The sequence below is a fragment of the Leclercia sp. UBA2479 genome, assembly GCF_002341985.1.
GTDB classification, from domain to species: Bacteria; Pseudomonadota; Gammaproteobacteria; order Enterobacterales; family Enterobacteriaceae; genus Enterobacter; species Enterobacter pneumoniae.
On sequence record NZ_DDPB01000012.1, the window covers coordinates 59953 to 76474 of the forward strand.

11 protein-coding genes are annotated in these 16522 nt (G+C 54.7%); 4 read left to right on the top strand and 7 right to left on the bottom strand.

Going from position 1 to position 16522, the window contains the following annotated elements:
• Nucleotides 1–50: 50 nt before the first annotated feature.
• From B3B59_RS17690 to rhtB, 3 genes are all read right to left on the bottom strand, one after another.
• Complete coding sequence (locus tag B3B59_RS17690) at nt 51–4226, bottom strand: YadA-like family protein (RefSeq protein WP_286809638.1); 4176 nt, start codon at nt 4224–4226, stop codon at nt 51–53.
• Between the two features lie 395 nt (nt 4227–4621).
• The gene (locus B3B59_RS17695) at nt 4622–5077 is read right to left on the bottom strand and encodes a winged helix-turn-helix domain-containing protein (RefSeq protein ID WP_052953295.1); all 456 of its coding nucleotides are present in this window, start codon (nt 5075–5077) and stop codon (nt 4622–4624) included.
• A gap of 491 nt (nt 5078–5568) precedes the next feature.
• Nucleotides 5569–6189: a homoserine/homoserine lactone efflux protein gene (gene rhtB, locus B3B59_RS17700; protein WP_040078122.1), complete on the bottom strand. Its 621-nt coding sequence runs from the start codon at nt 6187–6189 to the stop codon at nt 5569–5571.
• Between the two features lie 109 nt (nt 6190–6298).
• Here rhtB and pldB point away from each other — a divergent pair, with 109 nt between their 5' ends.
• The 3 genes from pldB to B3B59_RS17715 all read left to right on the top strand — a co-directional run bounded on the left by pldB (nt 6299) and on the right by B3B59_RS17715 (nt 9099).
• Nucleotides 6299–7291, top strand: coding sequence for a lysophospholipase L2 (pldB, locus tag B3B59_RS17705; protein ID WP_046886537.1), 993 nt, complete (start codon nt 6299–6301; stop codon nt 7289–7291).
• Between the two features lie 25 nt (nt 7292–7316).
• Nucleotides 7317–8117, top strand: a complete 801-nt coding sequence (yigL, locus tag B3B59_RS17710) for a sugar/pyridoxal phosphate phosphatase YigL (RefSeq protein ID WP_286809639.1) — start codon at nt 7317–7319, stop codon at nt 8115–8117.
• Nucleotides 8118–8199: 82 nt separating this feature from the next.
• Nucleotides 8200–9099 carry a carboxylate/amino acid/amine transporter gene (locus tag B3B59_RS17715; RefSeq protein ID WP_286809641.1) on the top strand — a complete coding sequence of 300 codons (900 nt, stop codon included), beginning with the start codon at nt 8200–8202 and terminating at the stop codon, nt 9097–9099.
• Here the strand turns inward: B3B59_RS17715 and metR are convergent.
• A complete protein-coding gene (metR, locus tag B3B59_RS17720; RefSeq protein WP_040078127.1) occupies nt 8987–9940 on the bottom strand; it encodes an HTH-type transcriptional regulator MetR in 954 nt (317 codons plus the stop codon). The two genes, B3B59_RS17715 and metR, sit on opposite strands and share 113 nt — an antisense overlap.
• A gap of 115 nt (nt 9941–10055) precedes the next feature.
• On the opposite strand from metR, the gene metE reads away from it, so the two are divergent.
• Entirely contained in the window at nt 10056–12317 is a 2262-nt protein-coding gene (gene metE, locus B3B59_RS17725) for a 5-methyltetrahydropteroyltriglutamate--homocysteine S-methyltransferase (protein WP_286809642.1), read from the top strand.
• A 17-nt stretch (nt 12318–12334) separates the two neighbouring features.
• On the opposite strand, the gene B3B59_RS17730 is transcribed toward metE, so the two are convergent.
• From B3B59_RS17730 to B3B59_RS17740, 3 genes are read right to left on the bottom strand one after another with little or no spacing between them, the layout of a single operon-like run.
• Nucleotides 12335–13171 (bottom strand): PRD domain-containing protein, encoded by an 837-nt coding sequence (locus tag B3B59_RS17730; RefSeq protein ID WP_046886559.1) that lies wholly within the window; start codon nt 13169–13171, stop codon nt 12335–12337.
• A 24-nt stretch (nt 13172–13195) separates the two neighbouring features.
• The gene (locus B3B59_RS17735; RefSeq protein WP_046886541.1) at nt 13196–14659 is read right to left on the bottom strand and encodes a glycoside hydrolase family 1 protein; all 1464 of its coding nucleotides are present in this window, start codon (nt 14657–14659) and stop codon (nt 13196–13198) included.
• Complete coding sequence (locus B3B59_RS17740; RefSeq protein ID WP_286758301.1) at nt 14659–16473, bottom strand: beta-glucoside-specific PTS transporter subunit IIABC; 1815 nt, start codon at nt 16471–16473, stop codon at nt 14659–14661. Before B3B59_RS17740 ends, B3B59_RS17735 begins: the two co-directional genes overlap by 1 nt.
• Between the last annotated feature and the right edge of the window lie 49 nt (nt 16474–16522).

A 16522-nucleotide genomic window follows, 5' to 3' on the forward strand; every position in this document is an offset into this window, starting at 1 on the left:
TTCTCTTTTACTCTCCGGCGTGTTCGCCGGAGATGTTTGTTAATTCAGACTTACCACTGATAGCCAATGCCAACGGAACCACCCAGATCGCCCTGGCTGTTAGAGGAGCCAGACAGCTTCGTGACCCATTTACCATTGTCAGAGACAGTTGATACCCCCATCGCAATCGCAGACTCGCCCTGATAGGTTCCCCCCGCCATGCTGAACATGCTGGCGCCTGGCGAATAAGGCTGTGGCAAGCTCGCCATGGCCATCGCGCCGGCGATACCCGCGCTCAGCTTGTCGTCCTGATCGGCAATCATCTCTTTCAGTTCGCCAAACTTGTTATTGGTATAGGTGTAAGAATCGCCCATGCTCTGTTTCAACTGACCCACGTTGACGGCATCGGTGGCTGCGGTACCGGCTGCCACGTGAGTGATCTGACGCTCGCCGCTCGCGTATCCCATGGAAACGCTGTTATCACGATCGGTAACGGAGTTTGTTCCTAGCGCCACGGCGTTGCTGTGGGTAGCCTTCGCGCTGTTACCCAGGGCCATGCTGTTTGTTGCGCTGGCCACCGCACCTGCGCCGCCAGCGATGGAATTCTGGCCCGTCGGTTTCGGCTTCGGCAGGTTACTGGTGTTATTCACCTGGAACATGCCGTCCTTGCCCTCGGCAATGTTGGTCACATTCAGGCTGACTTCATCCAGCTGCTGCTTATTTACGGCATCGCTGGCATTGATGCCCGCCGCAACGTTAGTAATGGTGGTACCGCCGGTTTTAGTGGATTGATCGTAGGTATCGCCCGCCAGCGCTATTTTGCTGTAATCAATGGATCCATCGCCGTTTACCACATATTTCACCACGGAGTTATCCAGACCGGAGAAATTGGTGTTGATGGCTTCGATCGCCTGATTTGTGGCATACAGCTGCGAGCCGTTCACGGCATCCGTGCTGGTGGCGCTGATACGGCCCGCTGCAACGTTGGTGATGGTGCGTTCGTTATCCAGGCTGCCTACGCTGACGGTGCCCGCCGGCGTTGTGCCAGCAAATTGATAGTCGTTGCCGCGAATGGTTACGCCCTGAGTACCCACGGCACGCTCCGTGGTGGCTCCTGCGCCCAGCGCCACGTCACCCTTATTGTTAGCGACCGCGCCAGCGCCAATGGCAACGCTGTTTTCGCCGGTTGACCGTGCGTTCTGCCCCATCGCCATACTGCCTGCGCCGGTTGACGTGGCCGCGTTACCCATGGCAATCGAACTTTCGCCCACCGATTTTGCAGCCGGACCTACCGCAATGGAGTCGGTGCCGGTGGCAACGGAATCTGCTTTGGTGGAGTTAGCGTGGAAATACTTCACCCCGTTGTTATACATATCGCTGGTGGCGTCTCTGAGTTGCTGTACGTTTACCGCATCGCTGTCATTCACCCCGTAAGCGACGTTAGTGAGGGTGGTACCGCCCGCTTTCGTCGTACTGTTATAGGTGGTGCCGCCCATGGACACGCGGTTGTAGTTGATGGTGCCGTCCGGATTGGTGTCGTATTTGACCGCCAGATCGCTGAGATCGGAAATATCGCCAGATATCCCTTCAATGGCCTGGTTGGTGGCATAGAGCTGAGAGCCGTTCACCGCATCGGTACTGGTGGCGCTGAGGCGACCGGCAGCGAGATTGGTGAGAGTACGCTCCTTGCCTACGCTGCCGATACTGACGGTGCTTGCAGGAGCGGCGCCCGCGAAGGTATAAGCCGTGCCGCGCAGGGTCGTGCCGGTGGTTGCGACGGCCGCAGCGGTGAGTGAGTCAGCACCCAGCGCCACGTCTTTAGCATTGTTGGCTTTGGCGTTATAGCCGAGGGCAAGGCTGTTTTCGCCTATGGCGGTGGCGTTATAGCCGACGGCGGAGCTGCCTTTACCTTTCGCGTAGGCATCGGCCTGGGTCAGCCCTTTCTCGTTGGTCCGCGCATAGCGGATACCTTTGCCGTTCAGATCGGTGTAGGTCGTGCTGGTGTCGCCGGCGATGTTGTTAACGATGTTGGTGACGTCTGCCACGTCGGCGTTGGTCTCGTTAAGCTGAGACATATTCACCGCATCGCTGTCATTCACCCCCCGGGCAACGTTAGTGATAGTGGTGCCGCCCGTTTTCGTCGTGCTGTTATAGGTGGTGCCGCCCATCGTTACGCTGTTGCGGTTAACCGTACCGCCGCTGTTAGTGTCGTACATGACAGCAAAACCTTGCTGCTCGGCAACGTCTTCAAGGGACTGGTTGGTGGCATACAGCTGAGAGCCGTTCACCGCATCGGTGCTGGTGGCGCTGAGGCGTCCGGCAGCGAGATTGGTGAGAGTACGCTCTTTACCCACGCTGCCAATACTGACGGTGCTTGCAGGGGCTGTGCCCGCGAAGGTATAGGCTTTGCCGCGCAGGGTCGTGCCGGTGGTCGCAACGGCCGCAGCGGTGAGTGAGTCAGCGCCCAGCGCCACGTCTTTCGCGTTGTTGGCTTTGGCGTTATAGCCGAGGGCAAGGCTGTTTTCGCCTATGGCGGTGGCGTTATAGCCGACCGCGGAGCTGCCCTTACCTTTCGCGTAGGCATCGGCCTGGGTCAGCCCTTTCTCGTTGGTCCGCGCATAGCGGATACCTTTACCGTTCAGGTCGGTGTAGGTCGTGCTGGTGTCGCCGGCGATGTTGTTAACGATGTTGGTGACGTCTGCCACGTCGGCGTTGGTCTCGTTAAGCTGAGACATATTCACCGCATCGCTGTCGTCGACCCCGCGAGCAATGTTAGTGATGGTGGTGCCGCCACTGTTGTCGGTACTGTCATACGTATCGCCGTTAAGGGTAATGCTATCGTAATTAACCGTGCTGTCCTGGTTCAGGTCGTATTTAACCGCGACATTGGCGAGGGCTTCTGTCGCTTGTGTGGCGGCAAAAAGCTGCGAACCGTTGATCGCATCGGTACTGGTTTTGCTAATACGGCCTGCGGCCAGGTTGGTCAGTGTCCGTTCCGCATCTTTTTTACCGATACTAACGGTGCTGAGCGGCGCCGTGCCCGCGAATGCGTAGCTCTTACCATCGATAGTGATAGCTTGCGTCCCTACGGCCGCTGCGGTCAGGGAGTTTGACCCCAGGGCCACGCTGTTATCATCTGCGGAGGTCGCGTTGGTACCGAAGGCCAGGGAAGACATCCCCTGAGCTTTGGCGTTTGAGCCCATCGCGATAGCATCGTTCTTTGTGGCAGAGGAGTTGTAGCCAAACGACAGTGCTCTATCTGCCTGTGCTTTGGCCTGGGTCCCCAGTGCAACGGTGTCCGCTTTGGTTGCCTGAGCTTTATAGCCTACGGCGAAACTTTGCTTGTCGCTGGAACTGGCGTGGCTGCCAATGGCCAGCGAGCTTTCACCAGACGCAGTTGCGCTGTTGCCAATCGCCTGGGCATCCACACCGGTTGCGGTAGAGTCACTGCCAATTGCGAGAGAGTTATTACCCGAGGAGGTTGAATCACTCCCTATGGATAACGACTCTACACCGTATGCCCGGCTACCGATGCCCAGCGCCATGCTGGATTTTGCCGTAGCTTCGGCATGGTTACCCACCGCCAGGGCCTGTCCACCATAGGCGGTTGACCAGTTACCCAGCGAAATATTTTCTCCTTCGAGATCATTACTGTTCTGGGTGCTGGTGTAGGTGCCGGAAGTGGAGCTGTAGCCGATGGCGATATCGCCGCTACGGTTAGCGTGCGCGCCAGCACCGAAGGCGACCGCGTTTTGTCCGTCTGCTTCAGAGGCTAAGCCGATCGCCGTCGCCCCACCGCTTTTGTTTGCCGTAGCATAGGCGCCAATTGCCACACTGCCGCCGGGCGTCTGCGAGGTGCTGGTATCTGCGTCAGCGTGATCGCCAAGCGCGATACCACCCATAGCCGCTTTAGCGCTTTCGCCAACTGCGACGTTAGACAGCTCCTGCTGGTTAACATTGGTATTGCCTGTTGTGATGGTATTCGCGTCCAGAGTGGTGGTATCGCCGGTCTCTGCGTTGGTACCAATCGTCACCGAGTCGGGGTCAGTACTGGTGGTGACGGGATCATCAGCGTATGCGCTGGTACTTACTAGCGACGAAAGGGTTAACGCGCCGATAAGGCCAACGGCAGTTGCACTTAAGCCCGTGCGCCCGGATTTACCTTTTCCATTCGCTTTTGCAAATTCGCTCACGGCAACCCAGGTACGTAATGCTGGGTTCCAGATCAATCGATATATTTTATTCATTATGGCTCCTGCCAATTAAATGAAATCTGAAATTTTGTTATTGAAATAGTGAATTAAGTGAATGCTTCACATCCTGAGAAGCGGTCGCCGCTCGGGTGTATTGCTGGGCGTAGCTAAGTGATATTGCATAAAGAGACCGCGGGTGTGACCACGATCGAAAAAAGTGTCTTGCTGATGCCGATCTGCAAGAGACAAATTCAGTGAGATATATGAGTTTTTCAACGCGCCATCCATGGGATATGCTCCAACATCCTGTCAGAAAATCTTTAAATAATAAGTTCCAGAGTAAATTAATATTCATTGTTTCATTCGCACAATGAATATTAATTTCTCATTTGATTGCGTTGCTCAGGTAAGCGCTGATTTTAAAAATGCGCTCTCATCTTAAAATATTACTATTGATGGAGGCTGATGAAGGTGCTGGCACGACGTTGTTTAACCGCGGATACTGTCAGCTGACTGTTCTCAGTTTCCTTATAATAGAGTGTCAGGATATTGTCATGTTTAATGATGTATCCTTTTCTTTTTTCATACTCAATCAAGTTTTCCGGCAAGTGAAGCAAAGCAAGCTTCTGTTTCAACGTCGTAAAGACCTGCCATAACCGTGTCCCCGATGAACTGAGGTTGTTCTCGTCCCATACTTTTATCAGTACCTCTTCTTTGGTGATATACCTTTTTTGTGCATGGATTAAGAGATAGGAAAGCAGAGACATCATGGTGTCATTCAAATAAAGAATACCTAACGACAACTCATTGTTTTTATCAACGCTATCTATTCTGAAAATACAACCTTTCTTGATATCTATATGGATGACATTATCAATTAAAAAAGCATATGGCTGATAAATCATATCACCACTTTGTCCTGTAATTATAACCAGTCCACTCAGCAATAAAAAAAGCAGTCGGAATTATAGGTTTGGTGTGCGTAATTTCAAGACGCGATTGCACTGACGTTGCTTACCGGGTTTTGTCTGTTAGTTACAATTTGACGGAATGAAATGTCTGTATTTAATCAATCTGTGGTTTTTTATTTCGGTTAAGGTTGATGGGTTATTTTTTTATACGCCTCATGTCTCTTCCTTGACCATTAGCTAAAAGCACTAAAAATAAGACTTTATTGGAATATAAAACTAAATGTTATCGGTAGGGTTGTATTCTTATTTATTGTCAGATCAACCTGTGGTTGTGAATACCGTACTAAAACTTATTCTTTTCTATTTAAATATTATTCTGGCAAATACTCTTTACCGTCGTGCCACACTCGGTATTTTATTGCTTCTCCTTCTTTCGCTATTTTCCGGCGCGCTGTGCGCCGGATTTCATACACAATACATTCTCGTTACGCATGCCGTGCCGAGGCCAATAGCGCCCCCACCAGCACGAACAGTGAACCGAAGACTTTGTTGAGGGCCTTCATCTGTTTTGGCCCTTTAATCCACGCGGCAATCCGCTGCGCCAGGGTCGCATAACCAATCATCACAATGATATCGACGATAATAGTGGTAGCACCGAGCACCACATACTGCATCACCTGTGGCTGATGAGGGACGATGAATTGCGGGAAGAGGGCGGCGAGAAACACAATGCTCTTCGGGTTAGTCAGGTTTACAAACACCGCGCGTTTAAACAGGCGGCTACGATTCTGGCTCACCGCCAGCGTGTTTAAGTCCAGCGAACCGGCTGCGCGCCACTGCTGAATACCCAGCCAGATCAGGTAGGCGGCACCTGCCCACTTCAACACTTCAAATGCCAGTACCGAGCGGGAGAAAAGCGTACCCAGACCAATCCCGACCAGCACAATATGAATACCCAGCCCGGTCTGCAAACCGGCAATAGACGCCGCGGCACCGCGATAGCCATGGCTGATAGAGGTCGTCATGGTATTAATCGCGCCAGAACCCGGTGAAAGGCTGAGGATGATAGAAGTGAGCAGGTAGGCGAACCACCATTCGAAGGTCATTTGAAACTCCCGGAACGTCTGTTTTTATGCCACAATACGCTAATGTCGGCTCGTTTTGTGAGCTGCTGCGAAAAAACGATATTCCTTGGCTTACGGGGGTGGAAACCCGATGTTTCAGCAGAAAAAGGACTGGGAAACTCGAGAAAACACTTTTGCTGCTTTCTCCATGGGGCCGCTGACCGATTTCTGGCGTCAGCGTGAGGAAGATGAGTTTACGGGTGTGAATGAGATTCCCGTGCGCTTTGTGCGTTTTCGGGATGAGAAAAACGATCGCGTTATCGTTGTCTGTCCAGGCCGTATCGAAAGCTACGTAAAATATGCCGAGCTGGCCTATGACCTGTTCCACATGGGATTTGATGTTTTAATTATCGACCATCGTGGGCAAGGGCTGTCGGGTCGTATGCTTTCCGATACGCATCGTGGGCACGTTGATCACTTCAGCGATTATGTTGAGGATCTGGCCGCGTTCTGGACTCAGGAGGTCCTGCCCGGCCCATGGCGCAAGCGTTATATCCTTGCTCACTCCATGGGCGGTGCCATCTCAACGCTCTTTTTACAACGCCATGTGCATCAGTGCGATGCCATTGCGCTCACGGCACCGATGTTTGGCATCATCATACGTTTACCCGACTGGATGGTGCGCCACATTCTCGACTGGGCTGAGGGCCATCAGCGCATTCGTGAGGGCTATGCCATAGGCACCGGGCGCTGGCGTGCGTTGCCCTTTGCCATTAACGTCTTGACCCATAGTCGCCAGCGTTATCGCCGGAATTTACGCTTTTATGCCGACGAGCCGCGTTTACGCGTCGGCGGCCCCACCTGGCACTGGGTGCGGGAAGGCATTCTGGCCGGTGAGCAGGTGCTGGCCGGGGTCGCAGATGATGCGACTCCAACACTCCTGATTCAGGCGGAAGAGGAGCGTGTGGTCGATAACCGCATGCACGACCGCTTTTGTGAATTGCGTGCCGCCGCCGGTCACCCTTGTGAAGGGGGTAAGCCGATGGTCATAAAAGGCGCGTACCATGAGATCCTTTTCGAAAAGGACGATATGCGCTCAGTTGCGCTCAACGCCATCGTCGGTTTTTTCGACCGGCATAATTGATATTCACCAGAGGTTAAATTTTCTTATGTACCAGGTTGTTGCGTCTGATCTCGACGGCACGCTGCTCTCACCCGACCACACCTTATCGCCTTACGCGAAAGAGACCCTAAAACTCCTGACCGCGCGTGGCGTGAACTTTGTCTTCGCGACCGGTCGCCACCATGTAGATGTGGGGCAGATCCGCGATAACCTCGACATCAAAGCCTATATGATCACCTCCAACGGTGCGCGTGTTCACGATACCGATGGTAATTTGATCTTCACCCACAACCTGGATCGCGACATTGCCGTCGATCTCTTTGGCATGATGTATAACAACCCGGATATCATCACTAACGTCTATCGCGATGATGAGTGGTTTATGAACCGCCATCGCCCGGACGAGATGCGTTTCTTCAAAGAGGCGGTGTTTAACTACTCCCTCTATGAGCCTGGTCTACTGGAGCCAGAAGGGATTAGCAAAGTCTTCTTCACCTGTGACACCCACGAGGCGCTGCTGCCGCTTGAGCAGGCCATCAACGCGCGCTGGGGCGATCGCGTCAACGTTAGCTTTTCCACGCTGACCTGCCTGGAAGTCATGGCCGGTGGCGTCTCAAAAGGTCATGCCCTGGAAGCGGTCGCCAAATGTCTGGGTTTTGAGCTGAAAGATTGCATCGCCTTTGGCGATGGCATGAACGACGCCGAAATGCTCTCCATGGCGGGGAAGGGCTGCATTATGGACAACGCTCATCAGCGCCTGAAAGATCTGCATCCGGAGCTGGAAGTGATTGGCACTAATGGTGATAACGCCGTGCCGAAATACCTGCGCAAACTGTTTCTTGAATAATCTTCATTTGGTTGTTTATTGCTCAGTTGTCAACTAAAGAGTTCGCTACAATGCCTGTCCTTCTTTCTGAGAGACAAGCATTGTGGCGCTACTCATCATCACCACTATTCTGTGGGCCTTCTCGTTTAGCCTGATCGGCGAATATCTTGCCGGGTCAGTTGACAGCTATTTCTCTGTGCTGATGCGCGTTGGACTGGCTGCGCTAGTGTTCCTGCCGTTTCTGCGCACTCGCGGACAGTCGCTGCAAACCCTTCTGCTGTACATGCTGGTGGGGGCGATGCAGCTTGGTATCATGTACCTCTTTAGCTTTCGGGCCTATATCTACCTGTCGGTGTCGGAGTTTCTGCTCTTTACGGTGCTAACGCCGCTCTATATCACGCTGATTTACGATCTGCTCAGTAAACGCCGTCTGCGCTGGGGCTACCTGCTCAGCGCGGCGCTGGCGGTAGTGGGCGCGGCGATCATCCGCTACGACAAAGTGAGCGATCATTTCTGGACCGGACTGATGTTCGTTCAGCTGGCAAATATTAGCTTTGCCATCGGTATGGTGGGTTATAAACGGCTGATGGAAACGCGTCCGATGCCCCAGCACAATGCGTTTGCCTGGTTTTATATGGGCGCGGCGATTGTGGCGGTGGCGGCGTGGTTTATGTTGGGAAATCCGCAAAAACTGCCAACGACCTCCCTACAGTGGGATGTGCTGGTCTGGCTGGGTGTGGTGGCCTCCGGTTTGGGTTACTTCATGTGGAACTATGGGGCAACTCAGGTCGACGCCGGGACGCTGGGCATTATGAACAACGTGCATGTGCCCGCAGGGCTGCTGGTGAATCTGGCCATCTGGCAGGAACAACCCCACTGGCCGAGCTTCGTTATTGGGGGAACAGTGATCCTGGCTTCGCTGTGGGTACATCGGCGTTGGGTCGCTCCGCGCTCCGTACAAACGGAAGATGGTCGCACGCGTGGTTCCGCGCTGAGCGAATAAACGCCTCCGTTACCGGCTGACGCTGCTCGCCATCGCGCACGGCAGAGTACAGCCGGCTCCACAGCCCATCGCCCAGGGTTTTGGTCACCACCAGACCCTGGCGTTCAAAACTCTCCACTACCCAGTGCGGCAGCGCGGCGATCCCCATGCTGGCCGCCACCATCTGAATCAACAACAGGGTGTTATCCACACTTTTCAGCTGCGGGCTAATGCCCGCGGGCTGCAGGAAGTGACGCCAGATATCCAGGCGACTGCGCTGCACCGGATAAATCAACAGGGTTTCCGTCGCCAGATCTTCCGGGGTAATGCGCGTTTTGCTGGCCAGAGGGTGATCCGGCGCCAGCACCAGACGCACTTCAAAATCAAACATCGGCGAATAGTGCAGACCGCTGCGCGGCAGAATGTCTGAGGTCATCACCAGATCCAGCTCGCCCTGCTGGAGCGAGGGCTGCGGGTCAAAGGTCACGCCAGATTTAAAGTCCATCTCAACCTGCGGCCATTTCTGGCGGAAGTTCTCAAGCGCGGGCGTCAACCACTGAATACAGCTATGGCACTCAATGGCGATACGCAATTTGGTCTGCTGCGGCTCGTTACAGGCTTGCAGGGCGCTGGCAATTTGCGGCAGGACCTGATTGGCCAGCTGGAGCAAAATCTCCCCCTGCGGAGTAAAGCGCAGAGGCTGGCTCTTGCGCACAAACAGACGAAAGCCAAGGCGTTGTTCCAGATCGCTGAACTGGTGAGAAAGGGCGGACTGGGTCTGGTGCAGCGTGGCCGCCGCCGCTGCCAGGGAGCCGCAGTTCCGCAACGCCTGGAGCGTTTTCAGGTGTTTAATCTCAATCATGAAAGTCCTTCACTTCGCCGTGAATATTTTGCGCTTGAGGAATATACACTACCTGCCAATTATAGATGTGTAAACATCTGGACGTCTAAATAACGAATTTCATAAGGGGCATACCATGACTATCCGCAATCACACACTCGGTTTCCCTCGCGTTGGCCTGCGCCGCGAATTGAAAAAAGCACAAGAGCGCTACTGGGCGGGCAACGCTACCCGTGAGGAGCTTCTGGCGGTCGGACGCGAGCTGCGCGCACGCCACTGGGAGCAGCAAAAACAGGCGGGCATCGATCTGCTGCCGGTAGGGGATTTTGCCTGGTACGACCATGTTCTGACCACCAGCCTGCTGCTTGGTAACGTGCCGGCTCGTCATCAGAACAAAGATGGATCGGTAGATATCGATACCCTGTTCCGTATAGGCCGTGGCCGTGCCCCGACGGGGGAGCCAGCGGCTGCGGCGGAAATGACCAAGTGGTTTAACACCAACTATCACTATATGGTGCCGGAATTTGTCAAAGGCCAGCAGTTCAAGCTGACCTGGACCCAGCTTCTGGAGGAAGTGGACGAAGCGCTGGCGCTGGGCCACCACGTCAAACCGGTGCTGCTGGGCCCGCTCACTTACCTGTGGCTGGGTAAAGTGAAGGGTGAGCAATTTGATCGCCTGAGCCTGCTGAACGAGATCCTGCCGGTCTATAAACAGGTACTTATTGAACTGGGCAAACGCGGCATTCAGTGGGTACAGATCGACGAGCCGGCGCTGGTGCTTGAGCTACCGCAGGCGTGGCTGGATGCTTACAAACCGGCGTATGAAACGCTAACGGGCCAGGTAAAGTTGCTGCTGACCACCTATTTCGAAGGCGTCACACCGAACCTCGACACTATTACTGCGCTGCCTGTGCAGGGGCTACACGTCGATCTGGTTCACGGCAAAGATGATGTCGCTGAACTGCACCAGCGCCTGCCTGCGGAGTGGCTGCTCTCTGCCGGTCTGGTGAACGGACGTAACGTCTGGCGCGCCGATCTCACGGAGAAATATGGTCAAATTAACGATATCGCAGGCCTGCGTGAACTGTGGGTGGCCTCCTCCTGCTCCCTGCTGCACAGCCCCATCGATCTCAGCGTGGAAACCCGTCTGGACCCAGAGGTGAAAAGCTGGTTTGCCTTCGCCCTGCAAAAGTGTGAAGAGCTGGCCTTACTACGCGATGCACTTAACAGCGGTGATACGGCAGCGATAATCGCGTGGAGTGCCCCAATTCAGGCGCGTCGTCACTCGGCGCGCGTGCACAATCCGGCGGTAGAACAACGTCTGGCCGCCATTACCTCCCAGGATAGCCAGCGTCAGAGCCCCTATGCGGTACGTGCTGAAGCGCAGCGCGCCCGCTTCAGGCTGCCTGCGTGGCCAACCACCACCATCGGCTCCTTCCCGCAAACCACGCAGATCCGCGGCCTGCGGCTGGATTTCAAAAAGGGGAATCTTGATGCCGCCCATTATCGCACCGGCATCGCTGAGCACATCAAACAGGCTATTGTGGAGCAGGAGCGCTTAGGCCTGGACGTGCTGGTGCACGGTGAGGCTGAACGTAACGATATGGTGGAATACTTTGGCGAGCACCTGGATGGCTTTGTCTTTACCCAGAATGGCTGGGTACAGAGCTACGGCTCCCGCTGCGTGAAACCGCCGGTGGTGATTGGCGATATCAGCCGTCCGGCGGCGATCACCGTCGAGTGGGCGAAATATGCACAGTCGCTGACCGATAAACCGGTGAAAGGCATGCTCACCGGCCCGGTGACTATTCTCTGCTGGTCCTTCCCCCGTGAAGACGTCAGCCGTGAAACCATCGCGAAGCAAATCGCGCTGGCGCTGCGGGATGAAGTGGCGGATCTGGAAGCGGCGGGCATTGGCATCATCCAGATTGACGAACCGGCGCTGCGTGAAGGTCTGCCGCTGCGCCGCAGCGACTGGGATGCTTACCTCAAGTGGGGCGTGGACGCTTTCCGCATCAACGCCGCTGTGGCCAGGGATGACACGCAGATCCACACCCATATGTGCTACTGCGAATTTAACGACATCATGGATGCCATTGCCGCGCTGGATGCTGACGTGATCACCATCGAGACCTCGCGTTCGGATATGGAGCTGCTGGAGTCGTTCGAGGAATTTGACTACCCGAACGAAATCGGGCCTGGCGTTTATGATATTCACTCGCCAAACGTGCCGAGCGTAGAGTGGATTGAGGCCCTGCTGCAGAAGGCGGCACAGCGTATTCCGGCCGCACGTCTGTGGGTAAACCCGGACTGTGGCCTGAAAACCCGCGGCTGGCCGGAGACCCGTGCCGCACTGGCGAACATGGTAGAAGCCGCGCGCAACTTACGTCAGGCGTAAGCAAAAATTGGGATGGGCTATGCCTGCCCATCCATCAGTCGGCTGATATGAATGCTTAACCACGTCAGCTCATCTTTCGGTAAGGTGAGCTGATGCTTCTCCTGCACATAATCCCGAATCACCCATGCGACGGTCATGGCGTCCGGGCGATGACGCATCAGTTCCTGATAAAAATCTTCCGTCTCGCTAAAGACAATTTTTCCTGCCAGCACGCGTTCGGCAAAATAGCGCAAATGGGTAATAAAGCGCATATAGTTCACCGATCCGGTATCAATGGCGTTTCTTAACTTATAGCGCACGATCTCCGCGATGCGATTGACTAACTCCACCTGTTGATGGGCATGGCTATCGTCGCTCTGACTGCTGGCGTTAATGAGATGAAAAGCGATATTCACGGCTTCATCTTCCGGCAGGGAAACGTCAAATAGCGCGCTGACCCGCTCCCGCGCCTGCACCCCAACGCTGTACTCCTGCGGATAGTAGCGCTTCACCTCCCAGCTCAGTTTATTGAGGATGACCTGGCCGCTGCGGCTGCGCTCCACGGCAAAATGGAGGTGTTCGGCAAGGGTAAAGAGCAGGACGGAGTTCAGCTTATTGCCGCATAGACCACGAGCGAGGAGCAGGATCTCGTGGCTGAGTTCGAAGAATGCCGCAGGAATCGTATCGGTCAGCGATAAAAAATGGCGAGACTTAAGATCGTTTAACGGCAGGAACACTTTCTCGACCTGATTCAGGTCGATCGGGGTACCCGGTTTTGCGCCAAAACCGATCCCTTTGCCGAACAGGATCATCTCACGCTGGTCATGATCGACCAGCAGCATGCTGTTATTAAGCGATTTTTTTATCGTAATCACGGTCATTTCCTGCGGCCGCGCCGCTTAGCCCATATCCGCGCCATTGCTGGCAATCACTTTCTGGTACCACCAGAAGGAGTCCTTTTTCAGGCGCTTGAGGGTGCCTTTGCCTTCATCATCCTGGTCGACATAGATAAAGCCATAGCGCTTGGACATTTGTGATGTCCCTGCGCTGATAATGTCAATGCAGCCCCAGGTGGTGAATCCCATCACATCCACCCCTTCATTAATAGCTGCCAAAGTTTGCGCGAAGTGGGCACGGAAATAGTCGATACGATAGCTATCGTGAATCTTCCCATCTTCCACAACGTCTTTGGCACCTAACCCATTTTCGACGATAAAAAGCGGCTTCTGATAACGGTCATAGAGTTCAAGCAGCGAGATTTTCAGCCCTACCGGATCGATCTGCCAGCCCCATTCTGAGGCAGGAAGGTAGGGGTTTTTCACGCCGAGGACGGTATTGCCAGGGATGCGTTCTACATCAGGCTGGGTAGATTCCGTCAGCGACATGTAGTAGCTAAATGAGACAAAATCGACGGTATTCTCTTTTAAAATGCGTTGATCGTCGGCCAGCATCTCAATTTGAATATCGCGGCGGGCCAGATCGCGCAGGATCAGCGGCGGATACTCACCGAACACCTGCACATCGGCATAGAAGTAGTTCTCAAGGTTTTTCTTCAACGTTGCTTCCACATCTTCCGGACGGCAGCTGTGCGGGTAGGTGGTGAGCTTGGTCAGCATACAGCCCACCTGGCTGCCCGGGATGATGTCATGGCAGTCGCGGGTGACCAGCGCTGAGGCAACGAACTGGTGGTGCAGCCCCTGGTAGATATCCTGCTTCGCTTTGCCCGGGGCGCTTTTTTCCTCGCGGATACCGGCGGTGGTAAAGGGGTGACGGTGAATACTGTCGATCTCATTAAAGGTAAGCCAGTAACGCACCAGATCTTTATAGCGCTCGAAACAGACTTTACTGAAGCGCACAAAGGCATCCACCACGTTGCGATGGACCCAGCCGTTATACTTTTCACTGAGCGCCAGCGGCATCTCATAGTGGGAGAGCGTCACCAGCGGTTCGATATTATGGCGACGCAGTTCGCGGAACATCTCTTCATAAAACCGCAGGCCCGCCTCGTTTGGCGCGGCGTCTTCACCATTGGGGAAAATGCGTGACCAGGCAATCGATACGCGCAGCACGGTAAAACCCATCTCAGCGAATAGCGCAATGTCGTCTTTATAGTGGTGATAGAAATCGATGCCGCGACGTTTGGGGTACAACGCATCGTTCTTACCTTCAAACGCATCGCGGATGTTCTCATCCGTGAGCGCCATATGGCCATCGTAATCCTTTAATGACAGGTTCGGTTTCCAGGTGATGGCATCAGCCACTGACGGCCCTTTGCCGTCAACGTTCCATGCCCCTTCAGCCTGATTGGCAGCGATGGCACCGCCCCATAAAAAACCTTGCGGAAACGGGAGGGATTTCTCCATTACACGGACTCCTTAAGCGTCATGATGATGTGAGGATTGTGATTTTTATCGTCGTTACTGCCTGGTGTCAGCGAAAAGCGTTCGCCGTTTGTTACGACCATCATCACCACCGGATCGAGCCCGGCGGCGGTGATGGTGTCGAGAGAAAATTCAATCAGGGTTTCGCCGCGCTTCACCTGCTGGCCTTCTTTCACCTGTGGCGAGAAGCCCTCGCCCTGAAGTTTGATGGTGTCGATACCGATGTGAAAAATTAACTCTACGCCCGCATCGGTGAGCAGACTCAGCGCATGGCCACTCTCAAATATATTGACTACGGTGCCGTCTGCCGGGGCGCGCAGCACCCCCTGGGAGGGAACGATGGCGATGCCATCTCCCATAATTTTGCGTGCGAAAACATCGTCATTAACATTCTCCAGCGGAATGATTTGCCCCTCTACCGGGCGGGTGAAGGTCAGCTCATCCGTTTTTTCCGCCGCTTTATCTCGCCACAACAGCAGGGCGCTGATAAAGGCGATAGCAAAAGAGAGCCCCGCGCCAGCAAACGCCCAGACGATGTTCATAGAGTTATCGGGCGAGACAAACATGGAGATGCTGGCAAGGCCAGGGCCGACCAGGGCAAAGGCTTCGATCGCCATCCAGCCGATAAAGGCGCCGCCAACCACGCTGCCTAAAATCACGCTGTAGAGCGCTTTTTTGTTCAGGAGCGTCACGCCGTAAAGTGCCGGCTCGGTAATGCCAAACAGCGCAGAGATCCCGGCGGAGAAGGCGGTGGACTTTAATACTTTGTCTTTGCTTTTCAGGGCGATGGCGAGGCAGGCGCCCGATTCGGCAATATTGTGCGCCAGCGACGCAGGCAGATAGAGCATTTCGCGACCAAACTGGCTCATCGACGCGACGGCATAAGGAAGCATCGGTTTGTGCATGCCGGCGGCAACCATAAAGGGGAGGGCAGCGGCAAGCAGGCCGGTGGCCACAAAGCCCAGCTTGCCATACAGCCACAGAATCACCGTTGCCAGCCCGGCGCCCAGCTCGTAACCCAGCGGCCCCAGAATGAGCAGCGTGACGGGTACCGTCACCAGCAGCGACAGCATTGGCGACAGGAAGATGCGCAGCGCTCCGGGCGAATAGCGGTTAAACAGTTTTTCAGTCTGGGCGTAAAACAGCACGCAGAGAATCGCCGGGAAGACCTGCGATGCGTAAGCCACGTTGCGCAGATCAAACGACATAAACGCCGTGCCCTCTGCCAGCTGTTTGGTCATGGCCGGTAAGAGCATGACGGAAACTGCCGAAACCGCGACCAGAACGTTAACTTTTAACTTCATGGCGGTGGTGATCGCCACCAGAATCGGCAAGAACCAGAGCGGTGCTGAGCCGATGTTATCCAGCACTTTATAGGTGTCGCTATCCCGGCTCAGCCAGCCCAGTACATCCAGCAGCAACAGCAACGATTTCAGCACCCCACCGCCTGCGATGGCAGGCACCAGCGGCTGAAAAACGCTGATCACAAAATCCACCACCTGAGCGCCACGGCTGGCTTTGGTACTGACAGATTGCGTGGACTGAGCCTGCGGCTCGCCCGCAAGTGAACGCACCGCCTCGTAGACCTGCACCACCTCATGGCCGATGATCACCTGGCATTGCACGTTAATACGCACGCCGAGTACGCCGTCAATCTTTGCCAGCGCAGCCTCGTTGACTTTGCCATTGTCGTAGAGGCTCAGACGCAAGCGAGTCGAGCAGTGTTCGATATGTTCGATATTTTCAGCACCGCCCACCTGGGTGATGATGTCCAGCGCAGTCTGCAAGTGATTCATGTCTGGCCCCTGTCTCCAGAGCAAAAAAAAAGACCTGAAGCCCATCTCC

What these genes read in the sequence shown, in the direction of transcription:
- B3B59_RS17690 (WP_286809638.1), bottom strand. Translation starts at nt 4,226, where the DNA reads ATGAATAAAATATATCGATTGATCTGGAACCCAGCATTACGTACCTGG.
- B3B59_RS17695 (WP_052953295.1), bottom strand. Translation starts at nt 5,077, where the DNA reads ATGATTTATCAGCCATATGCTTTTTTAATTGATAATGTCATCCATATA.
- rhtB (WP_040078122.1), bottom strand. Translation starts at nt 6,189, where the DNA reads ATGACCTTCGAATGGTGGTTCGCCTACCTGCTCACTTCTATCATCCTC.
- pldB (WP_046886537.1), top strand. Translation starts at nt 6,299, where the DNA reads ATGTTTCAGCAGAAAAAGGACTGGGAAACTCGAGAAAACACTTTTGCT.
- yigL (WP_286809639.1), top strand. Translation starts at nt 7,317, where the DNA reads ATGTACCAGGTTGTTGCGTCTGATCTCGACGGCACGCTGCTCTCACCC.
- metR (WP_040078127.1), bottom strand. Translation starts at nt 9,940, where the DNA reads ATGATTGAGATTAAACACCTGAAAACGCTCCAGGCGTTGCGGAACTGC.
- metE (WP_286809642.1), top strand. Translation starts at nt 10,056, where the DNA reads ATGACTATCCGCAATCACACACTCGGTTTCCCTCGCGTTGGCCTGCGC.
- B3B59_RS17735 (WP_046886541.1), bottom strand. Translation starts at nt 14,659, where the DNA reads ATGGAGAAATCCCTCCCGTTTCCGCAAGGTTTTTTATGGGGCGGTGCC.
- B3B59_RS17740 (WP_286758301.1), bottom strand. Translation starts at nt 16,473, where the DNA reads ATGAATCACTTGCAGACTGCGCTGGACATCATCACCCAGGTGGGCGGT.